This is a genomic window from Corynebacterium canis (assembly GCF_030408595.1).
Classification (GTDB): domain Bacteria; phylum Actinomycetota; class Actinomycetes; order Mycobacteriales; family Mycobacteriaceae; genus Corynebacterium; species Corynebacterium canis.
On sequence record NZ_CP047080.1, the window covers coordinates 1277151 to 1301781 of the forward strand.

Annotated in this window: 26 protein-coding genes; 17 read left to right on the plus strand and 9 right to left on the minus strand. The window is 61.9% G+C overall.

The features are described from left to right. Positions 1-8 precede the first annotated feature (8 nt). The 4 genes from CCANI_RS05605 to CCANI_RS05620 all read left to right on the plus strand — a co-directional run bounded on the left by CCANI_RS05605 (position 9) and on the right by CCANI_RS05620 (position 2089). Complete coding sequence (locus CCANI_RS05605; protein ID WP_146323312.1) at positions 9-380, plus strand: F0F1 ATP synthase subunit epsilon; 372 nt, start codon at positions 9-11, stop codon at positions 378-380. A 243-nt stretch (positions 381-623) separates the two neighbouring features. Beyond that, positions 624-1094 carry a DUF2550 domain-containing protein gene (locus tag CCANI_RS05610; protein ID WP_246118151.1) on the plus strand — a complete coding sequence of 157 codons (471 nt, stop codon included), beginning with the start codon at positions 624-626 and terminating at the stop codon, positions 1092-1094. 20 nt (positions 1095-1114) lie between these two features. Further along, complete coding sequence (nucS, locus tag CCANI_RS05615) at positions 1115-1807, plus strand: endonuclease NucS (protein WP_146323313.1); 693 nt, start codon at positions 1115-1117, stop codon at positions 1805-1807. Then, positions 1808-2089 (plus strand): Rv1322 family protein, encoded by a 282-nt coding sequence (locus CCANI_RS05620; RefSeq protein ID WP_146323314.1) that lies wholly within the window; start codon positions 1808-1810, stop codon positions 2087-2089. Between the two features lie 3 nt (positions 2090-2092). Here CCANI_RS05620 and mce read toward each other — a convergent pair whose 3' ends face one another. Beyond that, positions 2093-2548, minus strand: coding sequence for a methylmalonyl-CoA epimerase (gene mce / locus CCANI_RS05625; protein WP_146323315.1), 456 nt, complete (start codon positions 2546-2548; stop codon positions 2093-2095). A 62-nt stretch (positions 2549-2610) separates the two neighbouring features. Here mce and CCANI_RS05630 point away from each other — a divergent pair, with 62 nt between their 5' ends. From CCANI_RS05630 to CCANI_RS05640, 3 genes are all read left to right on the plus strand, one after another. Then, positions 2611-2907: a thiamine-binding protein gene (locus CCANI_RS05630; protein WP_146323316.1), complete on the plus strand. Its 297-nt coding sequence runs from the start codon at positions 2611-2613 to the stop codon at positions 2905-2907. A gap of 68 nt (positions 2908-2975) precedes the next feature. Continuing rightward, positions 2976-3884, plus strand: coding sequence for a tetratricopeptide repeat protein (locus CCANI_RS05635; RefSeq protein WP_146323317.1), 909 nt, complete (start codon positions 2976-2978; stop codon positions 3882-3884). Further along, on the plus strand, positions 3884-4564 hold the full coding sequence (locus tag CCANI_RS05640) for a CPBP family intramembrane glutamic endopeptidase (RefSeq protein WP_146323318.1): 681 nt from the start codon (positions 3884-3886) through the stop codon (positions 4562-4564). The genes CCANI_RS05635 and CCANI_RS05640 overlap by 1 nt, the downstream gene beginning before the upstream one ends. Positions 4565-4605: 41 nt before the next feature. Here CCANI_RS05640 and glgB read toward each other — a convergent pair whose 3' ends face one another. Beyond that, a complete protein-coding gene (gene glgB, locus CCANI_RS05645; RefSeq protein WP_146323319.1) occupies positions 4606-6789 on the minus strand; it encodes a 1,4-alpha-glucan branching protein GlgB in 2184 nt (727 codons plus the stop codon). Positions 6790-6941: 152 nt separating this feature from the next. Beyond that, positions 6942-8972: an alpha-1,4-glucan--maltose-1-phosphate maltosyltransferase gene (locus tag CCANI_RS05650; protein ID WP_146323320.1), complete on the minus strand. Its 2031-nt coding sequence runs from the start codon at positions 8970-8972 to the stop codon at positions 6942-6944. A 129-nt stretch (positions 8973-9101) separates the two neighbouring features. Here CCANI_RS05650 and CCANI_RS05655 point away from each other — a divergent pair, with 129 nt between their 5' ends. The 5 genes from CCANI_RS05655 to CCANI_RS05675 all read left to right on the plus strand — a co-directional run bounded on the left by CCANI_RS05655 (position 9102) and on the right by CCANI_RS05675 (position 13996). Continuing rightward, positions 9102-9938, plus strand: coding sequence for an ABC transporter ATP-binding protein (locus CCANI_RS05655; protein ID WP_146323321.1), 837 nt, complete (start codon positions 9102-9104; stop codon positions 9936-9938). Continuing rightward, the gene (locus tag CCANI_RS05660) at positions 9928-11064 is read left to right on the plus strand and encodes a THUMP-like domain-containing protein (RefSeq protein WP_146323322.1); all 1137 of its coding nucleotides are present in this window, start codon (positions 9928-9930) and stop codon (positions 11062-11064) included. Before CCANI_RS05655 ends, CCANI_RS05660 begins: the two co-directional genes overlap by 11 nt. An 84-nt stretch (positions 11065-11148) precedes the next feature. Then, positions 11149-11928 (plus strand): electron transfer flavoprotein subunit beta/FixA family protein, encoded by a 780-nt coding sequence (locus CCANI_RS05665; RefSeq protein ID WP_146323323.1) that lies wholly within the window; start codon positions 11149-11151, stop codon positions 11926-11928. 14 nt (positions 11929-11942) lie between these two features. Continuing rightward, positions 11943-12893 (plus strand): electron transfer flavoprotein subunit alpha/FixB family protein, encoded by a 951-nt coding sequence (locus CCANI_RS05670; RefSeq protein ID WP_146323324.1) that lies wholly within the window; start codon positions 11943-11945, stop codon positions 12891-12893. Continuing rightward, positions 12890-13996 carry a cysteine desulfurase family protein gene (locus CCANI_RS05675; RefSeq protein WP_146323325.1) on the plus strand — a complete coding sequence of 369 codons (1107 nt, stop codon included), beginning with the start codon at positions 12890-12892 and terminating at the stop codon, positions 13994-13996. Before CCANI_RS05670 ends, CCANI_RS05675 begins: the two co-directional genes overlap by 4 nt. Here the strand turns inward: CCANI_RS05675 and CCANI_RS05680 are convergent. Next, positions 13993-15294, minus strand: coding sequence for an MFS transporter (locus CCANI_RS05680; protein ID WP_146323326.1), 1302 nt, complete (start codon positions 15292-15294; stop codon positions 13993-13995). The two genes, CCANI_RS05675 and CCANI_RS05680, sit on opposite strands and share 4 nt — an antisense overlap. Before the next feature lie 149 nt (positions 15295-15443). Here CCANI_RS05680 and mnmA point away from each other — a divergent pair, with 149 nt between their 5' ends. Both mnmA and CCANI_RS05690 read left to right on the plus strand, forming a co-directional pair. Then, on the plus strand, positions 15444-16541 hold the full coding sequence (gene mnmA / locus CCANI_RS05685) for a tRNA 2-thiouridine(34) synthase MnmA (RefSeq protein ID WP_146323327.1): 1098 nt from the start codon (positions 15444-15446) through the stop codon (positions 16539-16541). Further along, positions 16535-17494, plus strand: coding sequence for a uroporphyrinogen decarboxylase/cobalamine-independent methonine synthase family protein (locus CCANI_RS05690; protein ID WP_146323328.1), 960 nt, complete (start codon positions 16535-16537; stop codon positions 17492-17494). Before mnmA ends, CCANI_RS05690 begins: the two co-directional genes overlap by 7 nt. Here the strand turns inward: CCANI_RS05690 and CCANI_RS05695 are convergent. Further along, complete coding sequence (locus CCANI_RS05695) at positions 17491-18162, minus strand: 3'-5' exonuclease (RefSeq protein WP_146323329.1); 672 nt, start codon at positions 18160-18162, stop codon at positions 17491-17493. The genes CCANI_RS05690 and CCANI_RS05695 overlap by 4 nt on opposite strands. A 102-nt stretch (positions 18163-18264) precedes the next feature. On the opposite strand from CCANI_RS05695, the gene ligA reads away from it, so the two are divergent. Next, positions 18265-20301 carry an NAD-dependent DNA ligase LigA gene (gene ligA / locus CCANI_RS05700; protein WP_146323330.1) on the plus strand — a complete coding sequence of 679 codons (2037 nt, stop codon included), beginning with the start codon at positions 18265-18267 and terminating at the stop codon, positions 20299-20301. On the opposite strand, the gene galE is transcribed toward ligA, so the two are convergent. Next, positions 20298-21293 (minus strand): UDP-glucose 4-epimerase GalE, encoded by a 996-nt coding sequence (gene galE / locus CCANI_RS05705; protein WP_146323331.1) that lies wholly within the window; start codon positions 21291-21293, stop codon positions 20298-20300. The genes ligA and galE overlap by 4 nt on opposite strands. 79 nt (positions 21294-21372) lie before the next feature. Next, on the minus strand, positions 21373-22032 hold the full coding sequence (locus CCANI_RS05710) for an ACT domain-containing protein (RefSeq protein WP_146323332.1): 660 nt from the start codon (positions 22030-22032) through the stop codon (positions 21373-21375). Between the two features lie 175 nt (positions 22033-22207). Here CCANI_RS05710 and gatC point away from each other — a divergent pair, with 175 nt between their 5' ends. Further along, complete coding sequence (gene gatC, locus CCANI_RS05715; protein WP_146323333.1) at positions 22208-22501, plus strand: Asp-tRNA(Asn)/Glu-tRNA(Gln) amidotransferase subunit GatC; 294 nt, start codon at positions 22208-22210, stop codon at positions 22499-22501. Next, on the plus strand, positions 22501-23982 hold the full coding sequence (gene gatA / locus CCANI_RS05720) for an Asp-tRNA(Asn)/Glu-tRNA(Gln) amidotransferase subunit GatA (RefSeq protein ID WP_146323334.1): 1482 nt from the start codon (positions 22501-22503) through the stop codon (positions 23980-23982). The genes gatC and gatA overlap by 1 nt, the downstream gene beginning before the upstream one ends. Positions 23983-24023: 41 nt before the next feature. Here the strand turns inward: gatA and CCANI_RS05725 are convergent, their stop codons facing one another. After that, positions 24024-24197 carry a hypothetical protein gene (locus tag CCANI_RS05725; protein WP_186750025.1) on the minus strand — a complete coding sequence of 58 codons (174 nt, stop codon included), beginning with the start codon at positions 24195-24197 and terminating at the stop codon, positions 24024-24026. Between the two features lie 202 nt (positions 24198-24399). After that, complete coding sequence (locus tag CCANI_RS05730; protein WP_146323335.1) at positions 24400-24600, minus strand: hypothetical protein; 201 nt, start codon at positions 24598-24600, stop codon at positions 24400-24402. Positions 24601-24631: the final 31 nt, after the last annotated feature.

Genomic DNA, 24631 nt, shown 5'->3' on the forward strand with positions numbered 1-24631 from the left:
CGAGACACATGGCTGAAATCACCGCTGAACTGGTCTCTGTGGAACGTCTGTTGTGGTCCGGCAAGGCCACCATCGTTACGGCCCAGACCACCGAGGGTGAGATCGGCGTGCTGCCCGGCCACGAGCCCATGCTCGGCCAATTGGCCGAAAACGGCGTAGTGGTGATCCGTCCCGTCGACGGCGACAAGCTCGTCGCCGCCGCTCCGGGTGGTTTCCTGTCCGTTTCCAAGGACAAGGTGACCATTCTGGCCCACTATGCCGTGTGGGCCAGTGAAGTGGATACTGCTGCAGCTGAGGCTAATCTGAACTCGGACGATCCCGAGATTAAGGCCCGCGCCGAAGCTGAACTGCGCGCATTACGCCGCGATAAGGAGGCCTAAGGCTTCCGGTAGGCGCACCCGTCTCTTTCTGCTGAACGAAGGACCACCCGCAAATGCGGGTGGTCCTTTGTATACAAAAGCATAGTTACTACCTCACCAATGCCCGCATATGCAGGTTTTTCAATTCTGTGCTCATTTTCAGCTCCGCACGGAATATTCTTGCTTGTGCACAAGGGGTATGATGATTCAAAAATACTGCGGTGGTGGTTCGGGGTCGCCCACCGCACGTCAGATTGGTGGTGTGTGTACGTGGAATTTATCTGGTACGGCCTCGCTATTGTGGCCTGGACGGTGGTGATGCTCGCCGTATGGCGCTTCTACATGTTGCGCAGCAGCGGGAGCCTGGTCATTCTGCGCAGTATGCCTGCTCACGGCGCGCATGGTTGGCGTCACGGGTTGATCCGCTATAACGGTTCCTGTGTGGAGTATTACAAGCTGAGATCATTGTCACCTGTGGCCACCATCGCAATTAGCCGTCAACACACCCAGCTGGTCAATAGCCGCCAGCCCACCACCAATGAGGGTGAGTTTATGGAGCCTGGCACGAAGATCGTCAATATTGTCGTGGGGGATACCGAATATGAGATCGCCATGGACGCGCGCAGCGAAATGGCGTTTACCGCGTGGTTAGAGTCTGCGCCGAGTTTACGGTTGGAGCGGGTTGATCCGCGGGAGGCGATTCGCCACCTCACCCAAAAGCGAAATGCTACATAACCTTGGGCTACAGTTGAGGAATGCGTCTCGTCATTGCTCGGTGTTCTGTTGATTATGTTGGCCGTCTGGAAGCTCATTTGCCCATGGCGGACCGGCTGCTCATGGTCAAAGCTGATGGTTCCGTTTCCATCCATGCGGACGATCGCGCCTACAAGCCGCTGAATTGGATGACGCCGCCGTGCACCCTTAGTGAGCAGGAGATCCGCAACGAGGACGGTGAGGCGCTGGGGGTCCGTCTGTGGGTGGTGGAAAACAAAAAGGGGGAGCAGCTTCGCATCACCATCGAGGCCGTGCATTCGGATTTCTATTACGATTTCGGCGAGGACCCAGGCCTGGTCAAGGACGGTGTGGAGGCGCACCTGCAGGAATTGCTCGCCGACCATATTGAAACTTTGGGCGATGGTTATAGCCTGATCCGCCGCGAGTATCCCACGCCGATTGGCCCGGTTGATATTTTGTGTCGCGACGCCGCGGGGGCGACGGTTGCGGTGGAAATCAAGCGCCGCGGCGGCATCGACGGCGTCGAACAGTTGTCTCGCTACCTTGAGCTATTGAATCGCGATGAGCTGCTTAGCCCCGTGCAAGGCGTGTTTGCAGCCCAGGAAATCAAGCCGCAGGCCCGCACCCTCGCCGAGGACCGGGGGATTCGCTGCGTCACTTTGGATTATCAGGCGTTGCGCGGCATCGAGTCGAACGAGCTTAGGTTGTTTTAAATGCCGCGTCGCAACCACCGAAAAGAACACAAAAAACCGCCCCGGGCGTTGCCGCGCGACGGGGCGGGGTTCTTTGGCACGCAGGTGCAGCAGGGCCCCAGCTGGACGTTCGGTGCGCCGTACCTAGTGCGCCGCATGGGGGCCGCGGCCGCCGTAAAGTTTTACGTGTGCCCGGGCTGCAATCAGGACATTCCGCCGGGGGTTTCGCACGTGGTGGCGTGGCCGCAGGATCATGCGGAGGAGCGCAGGCATTGGCACGCCGCCTGCTGGGAGCGGCGTTAGCGGCTAGTCTGCGGGCTGGGTGATTTCCAGGAGCACGCCGCCGGCGTCCTTGGGGTGCACGAAGTTAATGCGGGCGCCGCCGGTGCCTGTCTTGGGTTCGGGGTACAGCAGGCGCGTGCCCAATCCGCGCAGGTGTTCGCTGAGTGCGTCGATATCGTTGGTGCGTACGCACATTTGTTGGAGGCCGGGGCCCTTTTTATCAATGAACTTCGCAATGGTGGAGTCTTCATTCAGCGGTGCCAGCAGCTGAATGAGGCCGTCGCGCTCGGTGGCGTCTTTCGGCCCGATCATGGCCTCAACCACGCCTTGTTCTTCGTTGGTTTCCTGGTGGTGGTTTACCCAGCCGAAGTTGGAGCGGTAGAATTCGACCGCGGCGTCGAGATCCGGAACGGCGATGCCTACGTGGTCGAGGCAGGTAACGTACTCGTGGGGAATCTCAATACTGGAAAAATCGCTCATGGTGTCCAGTGTAGACTCGCGCCCCCGACCGCGCAGGGAAAATGGCGCGCTAAGCTGGCCGCATGATCGTAGCTTTTTCTGTTGCCCCGACCGAAGTTCCGAACGCCCATGCGGAGATGTCCGAGGCCGTTGCGGCGGCCGTGCGCGTGGTGCGTGACTCGGGTTTGCCGAACGAAACCAATGCCATGTTTACGCTGATCGAGGGGGAGTGGGAGGAGGTTATGGACGTTGTGCACCGCGCCACGGAAGCAGTCCTGGCCGTCTCCCCGCGCGTGAGCCTGGTGCTGAAGGCGGATATTCGCCCAGGTTATACGGGCCAGCTCACGCAAAAGGTAGCATCTTTAGAGCGCCACCTCTAGGGCGTGTGCGCGGCGCTGATACCATCGCAGGTAGACCTACGTTGAAAATTAAGGAAGGCGTGACATAAGTGACTACTCCCGATCGTTTCGTCGGTGGTGCCATTGATCTCGGGGAGGTGAAAGCGCGTGCGGAAGCCCGAGCGCAGCGGGCGCCGGAGGGGGGTTTGCCGCCGGTGCTGACAGTCACCGTGGAGAACTTTGAGGAGGAAGTGCTGCGCCGCTCGTTGCAGGTTCCGGTGGTGGTGCAGGTCGGTTCCGCGCGCAGCGAGCAATCCGAGCAATTGCGGGCGGATCTTTCCACCTTGGCTTCGCAAGCGGGTTTGCATTGGATTTTTGCGTATGTGGATGCGGACACCACTCCGGAGATTGCACAGGCGTTCGGGGTTACGGGGGTGCCGACGGTGCTCGCCCTTGCGGAGGGGCGTCCTCTCGCCGATTTCCAGGGTGGCCAGCCCATGGAGGCGTTGCAACAGTGGACGGCCGCCGTGGTTGCCGCGGTGGCGGGTAAATTGACCGGGCTGCCCGCGGGTACGGTTGCCGCCGATGGTAGTGCCGCCCGTTCTGCCGCCGCACCGGACCCGCGTTTCGACGCCGCGACTGACGCACTCAATGCGGGCGACTTTGCCGCCGCCGTGGCGGTCTATGACGATATCTTGGCCCACGAACCCGCAAACGCCGAGGCCAAGGCCGCCCGGTTGCAGGCGATCTTCTTGGGTAGGTTGGCGCAGACCCCGCGCAGCATCGATACCATTACGGTGGCGGATCAGGATCCCCAGGACGTGGACAAGCAATTGGCGGCGGCGGATCTGCAGGTTGCCGAGGGCAATATTGAGGCCGCGTTTGCGCGCCTGATCGCCTGCCTGCCCCGCGATAAGGAGCGAGTGCGAGCGCGGTTGCTGGAGCTATTTGCGTTGTTTGAGCCGACGGATCCGCGCGTTGTGGCGGCGCGTGGTCGGATGGCGAGCGTGCTGTTTTGATGCGACCAGTCACCGGGCTAGACCTCGCCCGTATGTTTGGTCTTGGGTTTGTGGTGCCCTCCGCGGTCACCGTGGCGGGCCTGATCACATACCTGCTTATACATTCGATCGCCGTGGCGCTTTTGGGTGCCGGGATCGGATTGGCGCTGATCGTGTTTGTGGTGTGGGATTTCCGGCGCCGCGGCTGGACGCTGCGCGATTTCGGTTTTATCCCGCTGGGCCGGCGCGGTTGGCACCTTGTGTGGCAGGCCCCCGTGCTGCTGTTGGTTTCGCTGCTGCTTGCGGCCGCCATCGGTGCGGCGGTGGGCGTGGAGCCGACGAGCGACCAGCAGAACGGATTGCAAGAGCTCGTGCCCGATAGCTATATGCTGCTGGGCTTCGTGGTGCTCTCGTTTATCGTCGTGATCGCGGGCCCGATATGGGAGGAAATCGTGTTTCGGCGTTTCCTTATGGGGTGGCTGGATAAGCGGTTGAACATACCCGCGATTTCCATCGGGGCAAGCGCACTGGTGTTCGCCCTTGTGCACATGGCCCCGCCCGTGATGATCTGGACGTTTCTGCTGGGAATCTGGTGCGCCATATTGGTCCGCTGGCACGGCTCGCTATGGGCCAGCGTGATCTTCCACAGCTTTAATAACCTGCTGGTCACCATCGGCATGGGCGTGGCCATGTTCGCCTAACACAAAAGCCCCGGATCACCGGGGCTTTTTGCGCAAGGGGATTATCCCTCAAACAGGTACCACTGCGCACTCATTGCGGGAATGTGCAGGGTCAGGGAACGCTCGTAGCCGTCCCAGCTTTCCTTTGAGGTCTCCACCGCGCTCGGCAGGGGGTTGCCGGCGCCCTCGTACAAGGAATCGTCCGTGTTCAATATCATGCGCCACGTGCCTTCGGCGGGCACACCCAGCCGGTAGGCCGTTTGCGAGCTACCGCCGAAATTAAACACGCAGAACAGCTTTTCGCCCTGGGAACCGTACCGGTGGAAGGCGAGGATATTGTGCGCGGCGTCGTCAGACTTGGCCCACGAGAAGCCCGCGTAATCGTAATCCTGTGTGTACAGGGCGGGGGACTCCTTGTACAGCTTGTTCAGGTTGCGCACCAGCGTATGGATGCCGGTGTGGTACTCGCCCTCCCAGCCTTCCATATCCCCCCAATCCAAGGAACGAGACTCCGACCATTCCTGAATCTGGCCGAACTCCTGGCCCTGGAACAGCAGGTTCTTGCCGGGGTGCGCCCACATATACGCCAAGAACGCGCGCAGGCCGGCGGCCTTGTTCCAGGTATCGCCCGGCATTCGGTTCCACAGCGAGCCCTTGCCATGCACCACCTCATCGTGCGAAATGGGCAGCACGAACTTCTCCGAATACGCGTACACCATGGAGAAGGTGATCTCGTTATGGTGGTACTCGCGGTGCACAGGATCCTTGGAGAAATACTCCAAGGTATCGTTCATCCAACCCATGTTCCACTTAAAGGAGAAGCCCAAACCGCTGTCCTCCGTGCGGGAGGTCACGCCCGGCCACGAGGTGGATTCCTCGGCGATGGTCAGCACACCGGGGTGCTCGCGCTGCACCGTCGCATTGACCTCCTGCAGGAATTGCACCGCCTCCAAATGCTCGCGGCCACCGTATTGATTCGGCTCCCACTCACCGTCGTTGCGGGAGTAGTCCAGGTACAGCATCGAAGCCACGGCGTCGACACGCAGGCCGTCGATATGGAACTCTTGGCACCAATACAGCGCATTTGCTACCAGGAAATTGCGCACCTCGTGGCGGCCGAAATCAAAGACGAATGTTCCCCAGTCTTTCTGCTCGCCACGGCGCCAGTCCGGGTGTTCGTACAGCGCGCGGCCGTCGAAACGCCCCAACGCCCAATCGTCCTTGGGGAAGTGCGCCGGCACCCAGTCCATGATCACGCCGATGCCGCGGGCATGGAACGCATCCACCAATGCGCGGAACTCGTCCGGGGTACCCCAGCGCGAACTCGGGGCGAAATAACCGGAAACCTGATAACCCCACGAGCCGCCGAATGGGTGTTCGGCGACGGGCATGAACTCCACGTGCGTATAACCCATGTCCGCCACGTAATTGACCAGCTCCGTGGCCAGGTCCGTATAGCCCAAGCCCTGCTTCCAGGAGCCTAAGTGTACCTCGTACACGCTCATCGGTTCGATGTCCGGATTCGCCTGCTCGCGCTGCTCCAGCCACGCTGCATCGTTCCACTCGTAGTTGGAAGACGTGATCACCGAACCGGTCGCCGGCGGGGTCTCCGCAAGGCGCGCCAGCGGGTCGGCCTTATCGCGGCGGTGGCCCTCCTGCGTCTGAATCGCATACTTGTACACTTCGCCTTCGCCGATGCCCGGCAGGAACAATTCCCAGATACCGCAGCTGCCCAGCGAACGCATGGGGAACTGGGAGGAATTCCAACCGCAAAAATCGCCGATCACCGCAACGCCGATAGCGTTCGGAGCCCACACCGCGAACGACGTACCCGCCACCTCGCCCAGCTCGGTGGTATAGGTTTTCAGGTGCGAGCCCAAGACCTCCCAGAGGCGTTCGTGGCGGCCCTCTGCGATCAGATAAATATCAGTCTCGCCGAGGGTGGGCAGGAACGCGTAGGGGTCGGCGGTGACGCGGGGCTCAAAGCCGGGCCAGGTGATGCGGAGGCGGTAGTCGCGGGGCTCGCCCGCAACCTCCACGGCGAAAATATCATCGCCGATCGGCTGCATGGGGATTTCATTGCCATCGACCAGCAATTCCACCTTTTCGGCTCCGAGTTGGCGGGTGCGTACGACATTGCCGTGCCAGCCATAGAAACCGTGGGGGTCGTGATGCTGGCAATTGCGCAGACGGTTCAGATCCTCGCGGGGGATCGCGAGGGCACTGGAGACCTTCGAGTCAGTCATGTGGAGACCCTTCAAAACGTACAAATGTTGACTTAAAAAATTAAAAGCACCCGCATTACATTCAAGCAGCGCTCTATACTTCGACGCTACCGAACAAAGCGGGTGCAGGGGGCTCGCAGAGGGTGAACTCAATCACCTTCGCAGGCCTGTTGCTAGTCGTGATACTCAGAAACCTCACGCCAAGCAAGCTTTTCCCGACGCTGGGACGGTACTTCAGGAAGAACAAAGATATGGGCCACGTCCCGCCAAGGCTCCAGCCGGACGTAGTTGTGCTCACCCCAAGTGTACGACGCCCCGGTGATCTGGTCGTGCACGTCGAAACCGACGGAGCCGGCGAGGCCAAGCTGCGCCAGATCCAGGTGCACCGTCCCCTCCTGCGCGTTATTGGGATCGAGGTTGACCACCACCAGCACGGCGTTGCCCGTCAAGGCATCTACCTTGGAGTATGCGATCAGCTGATCATTATCCACATTGTGGAAGTGCAGGTTGCGCAGCTGCTGCAGCGAGGGGTTCTCGCGGCGAATCTTGTTCAGCATGGTGATAAACGGCTCCAAGGAATCGCCGTTGTCCAATGCCTGCTCATAGTTCCGCGGGCGCAGCTCGTACTTCTCGCTGTTGTTGTACTCCTCGCTGCCGGGGGCCACGGCCTCATGCTCGTAGAGCTCGTAGCCCGAGTACACGCCCCACAGCGGCGACATCGTGGCCGCCAGCACCGAGCGGATAGCAAACATGCCGCGCCCACCGTACTGCAGCGATGCGTGCAGAATATCCGGGGTATTCACAAAGATATTCGGACGGGACACGTCCGCCATGGTGGCAATTTCCTTGCCGAATTGTTCCAATTCGTACTTGGAGGTTTGCCACGTGAAATAGGTGTAGCTCTGCGAGAAACCGAGCTTGGCCAAACCGTAGAGGCGCGGCCGCCGCGTAAATGCTTCTGCGAGGAAAATCACATCGGGGTGCGTCTCGTGCACGGTGGCGATCAGCCACTCCCAGAAATTCGCGGGCTTGGTGTGCGGGTTATCCACACGGAAGGTCTTTACACCCCGCTTGATCCAGAACAGCACCACGCGCAGGATCTCGTTGTAGATGCCCTCGGTATCGTTATCAAAATTCAGCGGGTAGATATCTTGGTACAGCTTCGGGGGATTCTCCGCATAGGCGATATGCCCATCGGGCAATACGGTAAACCACTCGGGGTGCTTTTCTGCCCACGGGTGATCCGGGGCGCATTGCAGCGCGAGGTCCAGCGCCACCTCCAAGCCCAGCTGCTTGGCGCGCTTGATCAACGCATCAAAATCCTTGAGGGTGCCCAGGCGCGGGTGCACCGCGTCGTGCCCACCGTCCTTCGAGCCGATGGCCCACGGCGATCCGACGTCCTCCGGCGTCGGATCCAAGGTGTTGTTGCGGCCCTTCCGGTTCACCTCGCCGATCGGGTGGATCGGCGGGAAGTACACCGTGTCAAAGCCCATGCGCGCCACCCGCTCGAGGGCGTCCGCGGTGGTTTGGAAGGTGCCATGAACGGGGTTGCCGTGCTCATCCCAGCCGCCCGTCGAGCGCGGGAACAGCTCGTACCACGAATTCACCAAGGCCTCGCGGCGCTCCACCTTGACCTTGCGCGTCTTGCCGCGCGTAAGGAGTTCGCGGAGCGGGTGCAGCTCCAAAAGCTGCAAGGTATCGCGAGACATGCCGGGGGCCACGCGGGCGCGCAGGTCCCCGTTACCGCGCAAAGACTCCGCAACTTTGAGCAGCCGCGGGCGTTGCGCCTTTGGTACCCCCTGAGCCGCACGTTCGAACAAACGTGCGCCGTGTTCGAGGTCGTTGGCGAGTTGTTCGGCATTTTGCCCGGCTTCGATTTTTGCGGACACCGCGTGCCGCCACGTTGCCATCGGGTCCGACCACGCATCCACGCGCACGGTCCAATCTCCCGGCACATCGGGCACGAAAATCGCGTTTACCTGATCGGGATCGTGCTCGCTGCGTTGCATGGTGATGCGGCGCGTCGTGGGCGCCACGGAAGAAGTTTTTGGTCCCTTAATGTTCACGGTCGCCGAGAGCGCGTCGTGCCCCTCACGCCACACCACAGCGAACACTGGGATAACCTCCCCGACAACAGCTTTGGAGGGGTGAGCCCCTCCCGAAACCTGTGGGCGAACGTCATCAATTCCTAGTCGTCCAGTCACTGCTCACTTCGCTTTCAATTTACGTTTCTGACCAATGCAGGTCAGCTGTACCTTTGCCAGCCTAGTTGAGGCAACACGGTTTCTACAGGGCTCAGTGAAAACTCACACGAGTTCAGCCATGATAGAGGTGTGAATGATATTGATCCTGATCTCCTTGTAGATTTCCGAAATGTAACTTTTGTTCGAGGCGGCAAAACGCTGGTTGGGCCGGTGAACTGGCAGGTTGAGTTAGACGAACGTTGGGTAATTATCGGCCCCAATGGCGCCGGCAAAACTACGCTTGTGCGCCTCGCTGCGGCGGAGGAATATCCGTCGGGTGGCCTTGCATACATCATGGGCGAACGGCTCGGAAAAACCGATATGCGGGACCTTCGCACCATGATCGGCATGTCGTCCTCGGCTCTGGGCAATCGCATCCCGCCCAACGAACAAGTGGGTGATTTGGTGGTGTCCGCGGGGTATGCGATCCTCGGCCGCTGGCGCGAAGACTATGAGGAAATGGACTTCGATCAAGCCAATGAAATTCTCGAACAAGTGGGCGCATTGCACCTGCGGCATCGGAATTGGGGAACGCTGAGCGAAGGCGAGCGCAAGCGCGTGTTGGTGGCGCGCGCGCTGATGACCAACCCGGAACTGTTAATCCTCGATGAACCCGGCGCGGGGCTTGACTTAGGCGGCCGCGAGGACTTGGTCGGCCATTTGGGAAACCTTGCTATGGATCCTGATGCCCCGGCGATAGTGATGATCACACACCATGTAGAGGAGATTCCGGATGGTTTCACACATGCCATGCTCCTCGACGAGGGCGAGGTGGTCGCCCAGGGCCTTATCGACGACGTGCTGACCAGCGAAAACTTAACCCGCGCGTTCCATCAGCCGATCCGCATTGACAAGATCGACGGCCGCTATTTCGCGCGGCGCTTGCGGCCGGGCGGCGTGCATCGGAAGGCGAAGGGTGAGTCTTAGCCCAGCGGAGGTCCGTTTCCTCGCCGAACACACGGACGAAATTGCCGAGGTAAACCTGCCGCTGACGCCCGCGACCTTGGTCGCCGATACCGCCGCATTGCGCGCGCGTTTCGGCGAGTTTGGCCGGGCGGTTGCGGAGCTGGTGCAGGCCCGCCGCAGCGCCGCGTCGAAGCTGCCGCAACACTGGTTAATGTGCCGCGATTCGGCGCAACAGGCCACACCGCTGCAGGTGGCGCAGGTGCGTGCGCAGCGCCTCCGCCGGATGCTTGGACAGGCCCGGATTGCGGACGTGACCTGCTCGATTGGCACGGAGGGCCACGCGATCCTCGGTGCCGGTATGAGCTATTTCGGCGCGGATATTGATGCCTCCCGGCTGCTTATGGCGCGCCATAATGTCCCCGCGCCGTACGTGCTTGCCGACGCCCTGGCTCCCGCATTGACCGCCATCGACGCCATTGTTGCCGACCCTGCGCGCCGGAGCGGAGGCCGTCGCATCGTGTCCCCGGAGCAATTGATTCCGCCGCTGCCAAAGCTCCTTGCCGCCTGGCCGCATTCGAACGTGGCGGTGAAGTGCGCGCCGGGTTTGGATTTTTCCGAATGGCAGGGATTGGTCAGTGTTGTGAGCGTGGCGGGCGGGGTAAAGGAAGCCTGTTTGTATAGCGCGGCGTTGGGGGAGGGGCGGCGTCGAGAAGCAGTTGTGGTGCATTCCCAAACCACCGATGTAATCGATGATACGTTCGACTCTGATGTCGGTGCCGCGGAACCCGGCGAATATATCATCGACCCCGACGGCGCCATCGTCCGCGCCGGCTTGGTGCGGCACTTTGCCAAGCGTGAGGGCCTGTGGATGCTCGACGAGCGCATCGCATACTTAACCGGCAATCGCATTCCGCATGGCTATAGCGGCTTCCGAATCCTCGAGGAGGTCTCGCTGAAACGTTTGAAGCAGCGGTTGCGGGCGTGGGATTGCGGCAGCCTGGAAATCCTGGTGCGCGGGGTGGATATTGACCCCGACCGGCTGCGCCGCGAATGCAAGCTTTCCGGCAGCCGCCCGCTGGCGGTGGTGTGCACGCGCATCGGGTCGCGGAGGTGCGCGTTCGTGTGCGAGCCACGATTACTCGGGTAAGTGTAGCCTTAGTTTGTCGTGCGCTTTATGCTTGCGGCGACTATGATGTGTTGCGTTTGCGCGAACAGAAAGGTGCCCAACTTCATGTCCACGATTGTGGTTTTGGTGAAAAATGTTCCGGACACGTGGTCGATAAAGACGCTGAATCCGGATTTTACTCTGCACCGTGAGGGTGTGGACGAAGTTATCGACGAAATAAATGAATATGCGGTCGAACAGGCGCTCCAATTGCGGGAGGCGCGCGAAGGCTTCCGCGTGGTGGCGCTGACCGCCGGCCCCGAGCGTGCCGATACCGCGCTGCGCAAGGCGCTCGCTATGGGTGCCGACGAAGCCGTGCTGCTCACCGACCCCAGCCTCGCGGGATCCGACCTGATCGGTACAGCGTGGGCGCTCAATAATGCGATCAATGCGCTGGATGACGTGCAGCTGATCATCACCGGCAACGCTTCCTCCGATGGCGCAACAGGCGCGCTGCCCGGCATGCTCGCCGAATACCGCCAACTCCCCGCGCTGACGAACCTACGTTCGCTGACCCTGGAGGGTACGCAATTGGAAGGTGTGCGCGAAGCCCACGAGGGCGAATACCATGTGACCGCCCCGCTGCCCGCGATCGTTTCCGTGACCGAGCAGTCCACCAAGCCGCGCTTCCCCAATTTCAAGGGGTTGATGGCGGCGAAAAAGGCGGAGGTGCGCACGCTGACCTTGGCGGATATCGGCGTCGCCCCCGAGCAGGTTGGCTTGGCCCACGCCGCCACGGCAGTGCAGGCCGCCGAGACGCGTCCGGAGCGTTCCCGCGGCGATATTATTCGCGGCAATCGCGCCCCCGAAATTGTTGAATTCCTCGCCGCTAAGAAATTGATCTAGGAGCGTTTGTAGAAATGTCTTTCGCATATATTGCGGTCGAACACGTTGGCGGCGAATTGGATGCCGTGACCGGTGAACTCATTACCGCAGCTAAGGTTTTCGGCGCCGTATCCGCCGTGGTGGTGGGCACTCCCGGTACCGCCGCCGCGCTGGCCCCCGCGCTTACCGAGCTGGGCGCCGACCAGATCGTTGCCGCCGAGTCCGACGCCGTGTCCACCCGCGTGGTGTTGCCGCTTGTCGACGCCCTGACGCTGCTCGCCTCAACCAACCCCGCGCCCATCCTGCTCGCCGCCAATGTGACGGGCAATGAGGTCGCCGGTCGGTTGGCGGCCCGCCTCGCCAGCGGCGTGCTGTGCAATGTGGTCGGCGTCAACGCCGATCGCACCGCCCAGATGTCTATCTTCGGTGACACCATCGCCGTTTCCGCAGCCGTGGGCGGTACGTGCCCGATTTACACCCTGCGCCCCGGTGCCGTGGATGCCGCCCCGGCACCCGCCGCTGGTCAAGTGGTGAGCCTTGAACTTCCCGCCGTTACGGCTAAGGATGCCACCGTCACCTCGTTCGTTCCCGCCGTGCGCGGCAGCCGCCCGGACTTGACCCAGGCGAAGGTCGTGGTCGCCGGCGGCCGGGGCGTCGGCTCTGAGGAAGGGTTCCACGATGTGGTGGAGGCCCTTGCCGATACCCTCGGCGGTGCCGTGGGCGCCACCCGCGACGCGGTGGATAACGGCTACTATCCGGGCGCGTACCAGATCGGCCAGACCGGCGTGACGGTGTCCCCGGACCTTTATATCGGCCTCGGTATTTCCGGTGCGATTCAGCACAAGTCGGGCATGCAGACCGCCAAGACCATAATCGCGATCAATAACGATGAGGACGCACCTATCTTCGATATCGCCGATCTCGGTGTGGTTGGCGATCTGCACGAGATCGTCCCGGCTTTGATCGAGGAACTCAAGCGCCGATGACCTACCTGGACCACGCCGCCACCACGCCGCTGCGGGAGGTTGCCCGCCAGGCGTGGTTGGAGGCGTCGTCATACCTGAACCCGGGCGGCCAATACGCCTCCGGGCGGGCCGCGCGCCGCGCCCTCGAGGAGGCCCGCGAGCAGATCGCCGAGCTGTTGGATTGCGACCGCGTGGAGGTGATCTTTACCGCCTCCGGCACCGAGGCCGACAACCTTGCCGTGCGTGGTTTATTCGCCGCCTCCGACTCCCGCCGCATCGTCTGCAGCCCGATCGAACACCCGGCCGTTTTAGAAACCGTCCGGGCGTTAGATGCCACGCTCGATTGGCTGCCCGTCGGCCCCGATGGCGTGGTGTCCGATACCGCGCCGCTCGCCGCCCCGGCGGCCGTGGCCTGTTGCATGTGGGCCAATAATGAAACCGGCGCGATCCAGCCGATCGAGCGCATTATCCAGGCCGCCGGTGACACGCCCGTTCATGTCGATGCGGTGCAGGTGATCGGCCATCTTCCCGTCTCGTTCCGCGAAAGCGGGGCGACCACCCTCGCGGCGAGCGCGCATAAGTTCGGCGGCCCGCGCGGGGTGGGATTATTGCTGGCCCGCAGGTCTCCGGCGCCGCGTGCGGTGCTTACCGGCGGCGGCCAAGAACGCGGTCTGCGCCCCGGCACCGTGGATGTTGCGGGCGCGGTGGCCACCGCCGCGGCGCTGGCCGAGGCCTGCGAAGAAATGTTTGATGAGCGGGTTCGGTTGGCCGCGCTGCGCGATGCATTGCGCGAGCGCATCCTCGCCACCGTGGACAACGTCCTGGTGCACACGCCCGCAGACTCGCTGCCGGGGCATTTGTTTTTGTCGTTCCCGGGCGCGGAGGGCGATAGCCTGATCATGCTCTTCGATTCGCTGGGGATCGAATGTTCGACTGGTTCGGCGTGCGCCCACGGCGTGAATCGCGCGAGCGAGGCATTGCTCGCCCAAGGGGTCAGCGAGCGGGATGCACGGAGCGCATTGCGGTTTACGCTGGGGCGTACCACTACGCCGGAGGATATCGACGCCGTCACCGCGCACGTCGCTCAAGTGGTCGAACGTGCGCGGCTTGCGGGGATGGCCTAGGCCAACGCGAGATCCTTGTTTTCCGGCAACAGCCAGGCCGCGATCGTGGCGATGGCAAAGGCCGTGCCGAAGAGCGCAAACAGGCTGGGCAGGCCCCCGAACGCCAGCAGCGGGGGCACGATCAGCGGCGCGATAATGGAGGCGATGCGCCCGAATCCAGCCGCGGATCCGGTGCCGGAACCACGCAGTGCGGTGGGGTAGAGCTCCGGCCCGATGGCATACAGCGCGCCCCAGGCGCCAAGGTTGAAGAAGGACAATAAACACCCAGAGACGAGGATGGCGGTATCGCCCTGCGCGAAGCCGAAGAACCCGGCGGCGATGGCGGATCCGAGGAGGAACACGGCCAGTGTCCGGCGGCGGCCCCAACGCTCAATAAGGTACGCGGCGCAGGCGTAGCCGGGTAGCTGCGCCAGGGTGATAATCAGCGTGTAGCTAAAGGATTTTACCAGGTCATGGCCCTGGGAAACCAGGATCGAGGGGATCCAAATAAAGGCACCGTAGTAGGCCAGGTTGATGCAGAACCAGATGGTCCACAGGGATGCGGTGCGGCCGCGTAGTTCGGCGGCCCAGATGGAGCGCGCGTCGCTGGGTGCGGTAGCCGGGACGTCGTCACGCGGGACGGTAGCTTTTGGCGCGGCCTCTTCGAAGGAGCGGACGACCGCTTCGGCCTCCTCGTGGCGGCCCTTGAGCTCGAGGAAACGCACGGATTCCGGTAGTTTGCGCCGCACGATCATCGAATATATGGCCGGTACAGCGCCGAGGGCGAGGGCCCAGCGCCAGCCGTTTTCGCCGCTGGTCACCACGGTGGTGCCGATGATCGCCGCCATGATCCAGCCGACCGCCCAGAAGGCCTCGAGGATGACCACCATGCGCCCGCGCACCCGCCGCGGCGAGAATTCGGACACATATGTGGATGCGACCGGGAGTTCGGCGCCGAGACCGAGGCCCACGATAAACCGCAGCGCGAGGAGCATGATCAGCCCGGTGGATAGCGCGGATGCGCCGGTGGCCAGGCCGTACACCAGCATGGAGAAGGCGAAAATATTGCGGCGGCCGAAGCGGTCTGCCAGCAAGCCGCCGAGGGTTGCGCCCAACGCCATGCCCACGAAGCCGATCGAACCTAGGACCGAAGCCTCGGTTTTGGTGAGGCCCCAATGCAGCGTGAGCGAGGCCATAATAAAGGAGATAAGGCCGATATCCATGGCGTCCAGCGCCCAGCCGATACCGGAGATGCCGAGGAAGCGATAATGCTTTCGGGAGACGGGGAGTTCATCCAAACGTTCGTTACGAGTCGTCATTCTTTAACTATGGCATAAAAGTGTGGAAATTACACTTACTGGTGATAAACGACTCAATCGGGAACAGAAACGCAGCCCGTTTGGTTGTAATGGACACGAACGGGGGGATACACTGCAATCCACTCACCCAATCAAGGAGGCACATACACATGCGCGTACTCGCTGCGATGAGCGGCGGCGTGGATTCCGCGGTGGCGGCAGCCCGCGCCGTGGCGGCAGGGCACGACGTTGTCGGCGTCCACCTGGCGTTGGCGCGCGACCCGCAGGCGGTGCGGGAATCCTCGCGCGGCTGCTGCTCCTTGGAGGATTCCGCGGACGCCCGCCGGGTGTGCGATCACCTCGGAATTCCGTTCTATGTATGGGACTTTTCCGACCGCTTTACCGAAGATGTGATCGATGATTTCATCGCTTCGTACGAGGCCGGCGAAACCCCCAACCCGTGCCTGCGCTGCAACGAGAAAATCAAGTTTACAGCCTTGCTTGAGCGCGGTGTGGCCTTGGGTTTCGACGCCGTGGCCACCGGCCATTACGCGCGCCTTACGCAACCGGTCGACGGCGGCGACGGTTATCTGCGGCGCGCCATAGATCCGGAAAAGGACCAATCCTATGTGCTTGGCGTGCTGGGCGCCGAGGAGATTTCCCGCTGCATGTTCCCGGTCGGCGACACCCGCAAACCGCAGATCCGTGCGGAGGCCGCGGCGCTCGGGTTTTCGGTGGCTTCGAAACCCGATTCGTACGATATTTGCTTTATTCCGGACGGCAATACGCAGGCGTTTTTGGGCCGCCATATCGGCCTGCGCCCCGGGCTGATCGTGGACCAAGATGGCAATGCATTGCGTGAGCACCGCGGGATTCACGAATTCACAATCGGCCAGCGAAAGGGGCTTGACCTGCGCAACCCAGCCGCCGATGGCCGTCCCCGCTATGTCACGGATATCGACGCCGCAACCGCCACCGTCACCGTCGGCCCGCGGGAGCGCCTAGCAGTGCGCGTGATCCATGCGGATCGCCTAAAGTTCCTTCACCCCGCCATGGCAGGTGAGTTCGATTGCGATGTGCAGGTGCGGGCTCACGGCGGCTTGGTATCGTGCCGTGCGGTGGTTGAAGATGACGCCATGACCCTCTACCTGCACGAACCTTTATCCGGTGTGGCGCGCGGCCAGGCCGCCGTGCTGTACCTGCCTGATGCCGCCGGCGATATCGTATTGGGTTCTGGGACGATCTGTGGGACTGAGCATTCGTGGTAGCGTTCGGTTTGGGGGAGATGCCCGGCACGGATATCGCGGCTGCTGCCGATGTGATCGCGGGTGAATCGGAATTAGTGTTTCTGCCACAATTACCGGAGCGTGGCCTGGGTTCTGATGCCGTGGGGCGCACGCTGGCCCTCACCCCAGAGCTTCCCATCGACGCCCGCACCCGCGCGTGGGTGCTTACCCCGCGCCCGCAACGTACCACCCGCCGCGTGTGGGATCGCATGGCTGCGGACCTGGATACCTGCCAAGACGTCTGGCCCCGCCTGGACGCGCTGAAAACACAGGTGGTTGGCCCGTGGTCGCTCGCCGCATCGATCGAACTGACATCCGGGCATAGGGCGGTCACCGATGGTGGCGCGCTCCGCGATATCACCGAAATCCTGTGCCATTCCATCGCGCGCCATTGCGAAGACTTGCGGGCCCGTTTCGATTGCCCCATTCACCTGCAGATCGACGAACCGCTGCTGCCAACCCTGGCCTCCGGCAACCTGCCGGGGACCTCGGAGTTCGATGTGATCCCCGCGATCCCCGTCCCCGACCTCGGCGCACGTTTGCACGATTTTTCGCAGGCGATCTCGGGTGCCGAGTCCGTCCGCCTGAACCTCGCCAACGCCGCCCCCGTGTGGCAGGCGGCCCGCGCCAGCGGCATCGGAGCGATCAGCGTGTCCCTGCCCACGATCAAAACAACCGCGCAGCTTGATGCCCTTGGCCAGGCGGTAAGCGAGGGCACCCGCATTGGTCTTTGCCTGCCGCTGCAATCCGATGCCCGCGCCATCGCCCAGCGCATCGCCGCATTGTGGGACACGTTGGGTTTGGAGCGGACGTTGCTTACCACGGCCGTCGATATCCACCCAACGAACTCGCGTTCCCTGCTTGCCGCGGCGGCGGCGCTGGGGACCGCCCGCACGGTGCATGGAATGCTGGTGCGGGACGCCGGGGACCTTTAGCTCATCATCGGCCACGCGGTATTGACCGAGCTCGGGTCTTTGCCCTGGCCCTGCAGGTAACGCCGAAAATCCGTTTGCCGCTGGTGGTGCCACACCGCCTGTGCCTCCATCAATTGGTCCGTATTCATGTTCGTCAGCTCGGGCCACAGTTTGGTTTGCTTCCACGCGATGCGGGCCGCGGCGAGGGCGTCGGAAGTCGCCTCGTGGGCGTTATCGAGCCGCACCTTATAAAACTCGCACAGGTCGGTGAGCGTGCGCCGCCCCTTGCGGTAGGGGTCCTTGGCGCGGTCGATCACAAAGGGGTCATACACCGCGCCTGTGACCAGGAAATCCTTGGTGAGCGCCCGCAGCACGGAAAGGTCGTACGCGGCGTTAAACACGATGAGTGTGAGCCCGTCCGCCCAGCCTTGCTTAATATTATTGATCGTTTCTTGGAGTACTTCGTCGTGCGGTTTGCCGTGTTCGCGCGCGTATTCGGTGGTAATGCCGTGGACTTGCGTGGCCTCTGCGGGGATTTCCACGCCGGGGTCGGCAAGCAATTCCACGGAATCGACGTTACGGCCCTGGATTTTCACCATTGCGGAGGTGACTATGCGGGCTTCCGCGGGGTTTGCGGAGGTGGTTTCGAGGTCAAAGCTGAGCATTGCGGAGGTATCAAAGTGCGCCATGCCACCTACCTTATCCATCCGTCCAAACACCCGTAGCTGGTATTCGAAACCACGTGCACCCAGGGGAGTAGCTGTTGGGGTGGCTGACTACACTTGGGTTCCATGACTGCCATTTCAACCGAGTTGCGGCGCCAGTGGGATGACCTTGCCCAGCAGGTGCGCCATCACCGCGATTTGTACTACAACGGCCAGCCGATCATCCCCGATGCTGACTTTGACGTGTTGTTTCAGCAGCTCAAGGATTTGGAGGCCGAGCACCCAGAATTGGCGGTCCCGGATAGCCCGACGATGGAGGTGGGCGCGCCGCCGAGCGTGGCGTCGAGCTTTGCCAATGTTGAGCACCTGGAACGCATGCTGAGTTTAGATAATGTGTTCGACGGCATCGAGCTCGCGGAATGGTTGGAGCGTACCCCGGCCGCCGAATATATTACCGAGCTGAAAATCGATGGCCTGTCGCTGGACCTCGTGTACCGCAACGGTTCCCTCGAACGCGCCGCTACGCGTGGCGACGGCCGCGTGGGCGAAGACGTCACCGAAAACGCCCGCGTGATCCACGGCTTGCCGCACGAACTGATTCCCAATGATGCATTTCCCATCCCCGAGCTGCTGGAGGTGCGCGGCGAGGTATATATCGCCGTGGCGGATTTCAGCGAGGTGAACGCCCGCCGCATCGAGGAAGGCGGCAAACCCTTTGCCAATCCGCGTAACGCCGCCGCCGGTTCGTTGCGCCAAAAGAACGTGGAGGCGGTGCGCAGGCGAAAGTTGCGCATGATCTGCCATGGGATCGGCGCCGCCGAGGGCTTCCGCCCGGCGAGCCTGTCCGAGGCGTATCAGGCGCTGAAAGCGTGGGGCTTGCCCGTTTCCGAGGATGTTCGTGTGGTAACCACACCAAAGGAGGTGCAGCAGCGCGTCAAGTATTGGGAGAAGCACCGCCACGATCCGCCGCACGAAATGGATGGATTGGTCATCAAGGTGAATTCCATCGCGGAGCAGCGTGCATTGGGCGCTACCTCGCGCGCGCCGCGGTGGGCGATCGCGTACAAGTACCCGCCGGAGGAGGTGACCACCAAGCTGCTGGATATCCGCGTTCAGGTGGGCCGCACCGGCCGCGTTACACCCCAGGCCGTTATGGAACCTGTGTTCGTTGCGGGTTCCACCGTTTCCATGGCCACGCTGCACAATCCCACCGAAGTAAAACGCAAGGGTGTTCTGATCGGCGACACTGTGGTGATCCGCAAGGCTGGCGAGATTATTCCCGAGGTCCTCGGCCCCGTGGTGGAACTCCGCGACGGTACCGAACGTGAATTCGTTTTTCCGGAGGTATGCCCGGAATGCGGCACCAAGCTCGCACCGGCAAAAGAGGGGGATGTGGACTGGCGGTGCAGCAATTCCCGCTTCTGTCCCAGCCAAATTAAGCGCCGCCTCACGCACCTAGCGGGCCGCGGCGCCTTCGATATCGAGGCGCTCGGCGAGAAGGGTGCGGCGGATTTGGTGGATTGCGGCGTCCTTACCGACGAGGCGGATTTGTTCGATCTCGACGAGACCGCGCTGCTGAAGTCCAGCGTGTACACCACAAAGGCCGGCAAGGTAAACGCCAATGGAAAAAAGCTGCTCAAAAACCTCGAGGAATCGAAGAGCGTGGACCTGTGGCGCGTCCTCGTGGGCCTGTCCATCCGCCACGTCGGCTCCACGGCGTCCCGTGCGCTTACCGCCCGTTACGGGTCTATCGACGCCCTGCTCTCGGCGTCCGTAGAAGAAATCGCCGAAACCGATGGCGTCGGCGCCATCATCGCGCAATCATTCAAAGATTGGTTCGAGGTCGATTGGCACCGCAATATCGTCGACCAATGGGCTGCGGCCGGGGTGCGCACGGTCGACGAGGCCAAGGAGGAGATCCCCCAAACCTTGGCCGGGAAGACCGTCGTGGTTACTGGTTCGCTGGAAGGTTTCACCCGCGATTCCGCAAAGGCCGCGATCCTGGAGCGTGGTGGCAAGGCATCAGGCTCGGTATCCAAAAAGACGGATGTGGTCGTGGCCGGTGCGAACGCGGGCTCGAAGGAAACGAAGGCGCGTGAGCTAGGGTTGCCGATTCTCGACGAAGCCGCCTTTGTGCAGCTCTTGGAGACCGGCGAATTCTAGAACTCCTTTAGGATATTGCCGCGCACCTCAAACCATTTCAGGGTGTCGGCAATGCCCTCCTCGATGGTGTGTTCGGCCTCCCAATCGAGGAGTTCTTTCGCCCGAGTGCTGCGGGTGTAGGCGCCGGCAGCATCGCCGGGGCGGGGCGGGGCGTCGATAGTCTTGAGCGGCGTGCCCGTGACCTCGTTAAACGCGGCGACCAACTCGCGGACCGTGGTGCCTTTGCCGGTGCCGAGGTTGATGGGCAGGTACGAACCGCCCCCAAGGATATCGTCGAAACGTTCGAGCGCCGTGACGTGGGCGGCGGCGAGGTCCCACACGTGAACATAGTCGCGGATCCCGGAACCGTCGCGCGTGGGCCAATCCACGCCCGTAATATTAAACGGTTCGCCGGTCTCCTTGGCCTCGATCAATTTGCCGAGCGCGTGGGAGGGCCGTTCCAGCTGCAGGCCGGTGCGCATCTGCGGGTCCGCGCCGATCGGGTTGAAGTAGCGCAGCGACACGATATTCAGATCGGTGGCGGCGGCGACATCGGCCATCATGCCCTCAAGCACGGCCTTGGTGCGCGCGTAGGGGCTCAAGGGGTTGAAGGGGCAGTCCTCATCAACGGTGAAATCCTCGGTGAGGGCGTAGATGGACGCGGACCCAGAAAACACCATGCGATGGCAGCCGCGGGTGTTCAGATAATCCATCAACTCCAGGGTTTTCGAAACATTGTTCCGGTAGTAGTTGATGGGGTCGGTCACGGAATCCGGCACCACGATCAGCGCCGCGCAGTGCAGCACGGCGGAAATATCCGGGTGCTCGTCAAAAATCTGGTCAAGAAGTTGGCGGTCTGCGAAGTCACCCTCGTAGGCAATGCGGTCTGCGGTGAACTCTCGTCTCCCCGTCGAATAATTATCAAGGATGACGGCTTCGTGCCCGCTGTCCAACAGGCGGGAAATAACGGTACTGCCAATGAATCCGGCGCCGCCGGTGACGAGGACCTTCATTCGGTGCTCCTTCGCACTATGTGGGGACTTCAAACAATTCCGATGTTACTCACAGACAGCGCGAAAGGTATGAAGAGTGCTAGTTTAATATCGATCCGATGATCGTCCCCACATCGCCCAAGTGTTCGACTTCGCTGGCGAGGAAGTCCGGTCCGCCCGGCCGCCCAATCACCAGCACCAGGGAAGTGCCATCGATCGGGGTCGCGGCCAATGCCGAATCCAACATGGCCCAGCCCGCGGGAACCCACGGATCATGCTCGGGGGTTAACACGCAGGCGGCATCGATATGAATCGCGGGCGAGGACCCATCGTCCGCCGGCGCGGCGGGGGAGGCCGCGATCCGACTCGACCCATCCGCAACGTCTAGTACGATCCCCCAGCCGGAGGTCATGGTCCGCGGGATCACGGTCACCAGCTCCTGCATTGCGCGCCGCACATCGCGCCGATGCGTGGCCACTGCGGCCAGCATTTCGATTTGCCCGCGCCTATCCACGGTGCCGGTAAACGGGCGAATGGAATCCACCTCCACCCCGGGGAGCTGCTGCGCCGCCGTAATCAAACTATCGGGGAGTTTGCTGGTGGGCAGTGTAACCACAATGTCATCGATCACCGTGCCGTCCGGCGCGTGGTGCACCACGTCTACCGATTGAATATTGCCCTCTACCACTCCGAACGCATCTGCTAATAGGCCGAGGCTTCCCGGCACATCCGGTAGGACAACGCGGATCAGGTAGGACATGGTTCAGTACTCTCCTTTGGCCGAGCATGGACGAATTACCTTTATGTTCTTGAACGCTTTGCAGGTCAGAATAGTTCCCGCGCATAATTCGACGGCGCGGGCCCTTATGGCCGACGCCGCCAACGCTTGCGTTAAGCTGAGTGAATCAGACACCCTAATCAAGAAGGGGATACCCGTGCCTGAAATTTCCCGCGATGAGGTCGCCCACCTCGCCCGCTTGGCTCGCCTTGCTCTCACTGCGGAAGAACTCGACCAATTCGCAGATCAGATCGATGGCATTATCGCCCATGTGAGCGCTGTGGGGCAGGTCGCAGCTGAAGGGGTGGAGCCGATGAGCCACCCGCACTCAATCCACACCACCATGCGTGCCGACGTCGTGGAACCCACCCTCACTCCCGAACAAGCTCTCGATCAGGCCCCGGAAGTGGCCGAGCAACGTTTCGTCGTACCGCAAATCTTGGGGGAATAATGACCAATTACCTTGTCGGTTCCAATGAACTCACGCACCTTACCGCCGCCGAACTCGCCGCAAAGATCCACACCGGCGAGGTCAGCTCCGTGGAGGTAACCCAGGCGCATCTCGACCGCATCGCCGAGATCGACGCCGATATTCACGCGTTTTTGCACGTCGGTGCGGCGGAAGCGTTGGCCGCTGCCCGCGACGTCGATACGCGTTTGGCCGCTGGTGAGGCACCAGCGTCCCCGCTGGCCGGGGTTCCGCTGGCGCTGAAGGACGTGTTTACTACCACGGACGCGCCCACCACGTGTGCTTCGAAAATCCTTGAGGGCTATATTGCGCCGTACGACGCCACCGTAACCAAACGTATCCGCGAAGCCGGCATCCCCATTTTGGGCAAGACAAACATGGACGAGTTCGCTATGGGTTCGTCAACCGAAAACTCTGCCTATGGCCCCACCCGCAACCCGTGGGATTTGCAGCGCACCGCGGGCGGTTCGGGCGGCGGTTCCGCGGCAGCCTTGGCCTCCGGCGAGGCACCCTTGGCGATAGGCACGGACACCGGCGGTTCGATCCGGCAGCCGGCCGCGCTGACCAATACGGTGGGCGTAAAGCCGACGTATGGAACCGTTTCCCGCTACGGTTTGGTCGCCTGCGCTTCCTCCCTTGACCAGGGCGGCCCGACCGCGCGCACCGTCCTTGATACCGCCTTGCTCCACGAGGTTATCGCTGGTTATGACCGTTTCGACGCCACGAGTGTGGACCGCCCAGTCGCCCCCGTCGTGGCCGCGGCGAAGGAGGGCGCGAGCGGGGATCTGCGCGGCGTGCGCGTCGGCGTGGTCAAGCAATTCGACCGTGAAGGCTATCAGCCTGGCGTCCTCGAACAATTTCACAGGGCGGTCGCCCAGCTGGAGCAGCAGGGCGCCGAAGTCGTGGAAGTTGATTGCCCGCATTTCGACGACGCGCTGGCGGCGTACTACCTCATCTTGCCGTGCGAGGTTTCCTCGAACCTGGCTCGATTCGATGGTATGCGCTATGGCCTGCGGGTCGGCGACGATGGTTCGCGTTCCGCCGACGAAGTGATGGCTATGACGCGCGCCGCTGGGTTCGGTCCGGAGGTGAAGCGCCGCATTATCCTGGGTACGTACGCGCTTTCGGTTGGCTATTACGATGCCTACTATCTGCAGGCGCAGCGCGTCCGCACGCTGATCGCCCGAGACTTTGCAAATGCGTACGAGCATTGCGATGTGCTGATTTCCCCGACTACTCCCACCACGGCCTTTAAGCTGGGCGAAAAGGTGTCCGATCCGCTGGCGATGTACAACTTTGACCTGTGCACGCTGCCGCTGAACCTCGCCGGCCTGTGCGGCATGTCGCTGCCCGCGGGCCTCGCGCCGGACACGCAGCTTCCGGTGGGCCTGCAAATCATGGCCCCCGCGTTTGCCGATGACCGCCTCTACCGCGTCGGCGCGGCGTTCGAGGCTGGCCAATAAGAAAAGGGGCCCGCTGTGGGCCCCTTTGTACGAGTATTCAGTTATGACAGTCCAAGCAGGGAGAAGAACTGGTCCAACTGGGCCGTAACATTGTAGGAAAGCATCCCGGGCAGGCTGTTGAAGATGGTCGAACCGGTGTAGAAATCGGAGCCGATGAACGCGGCGGACCCAGCGACGGAATCGTTCACAATGTCAGAGCTGGTGGGTGGGGTCATGTGGCTTTTCCTTTTCTCGTATTCAGTGAAAATCGTGCAAAAGTTTCAGGCGCCCTCCCTACATCAAGGGCTGGCGATTATTGATTCTAGGGTTCGATCGCCCAAATCTACAATCGGAAATATAAATCCTCTCTGTGTCTATGTCGTGTCTCCTTACGTATTCGAATTCCGCACAACAACGTTTCGCCCCCATTTTTTGGGGCTAGGATATGACGTAATCCAGCGGAACGAGGAATTGCGCGGCCACGCTATAGGAAAATAGCGGCATAAGATCGGAGAGGACCTGCACCCCGTGGGCGAATCTCCCCGGTGAAAACAATTCGCCCACGCCGTACGATCCGATATTCATAAGATCGATGCTGGACGGGACCGCAACGCCCACAGGATGTGCTTCATTTGGCATGGTTGTCTCCCTTTTCGGATCGGTTTGCTAA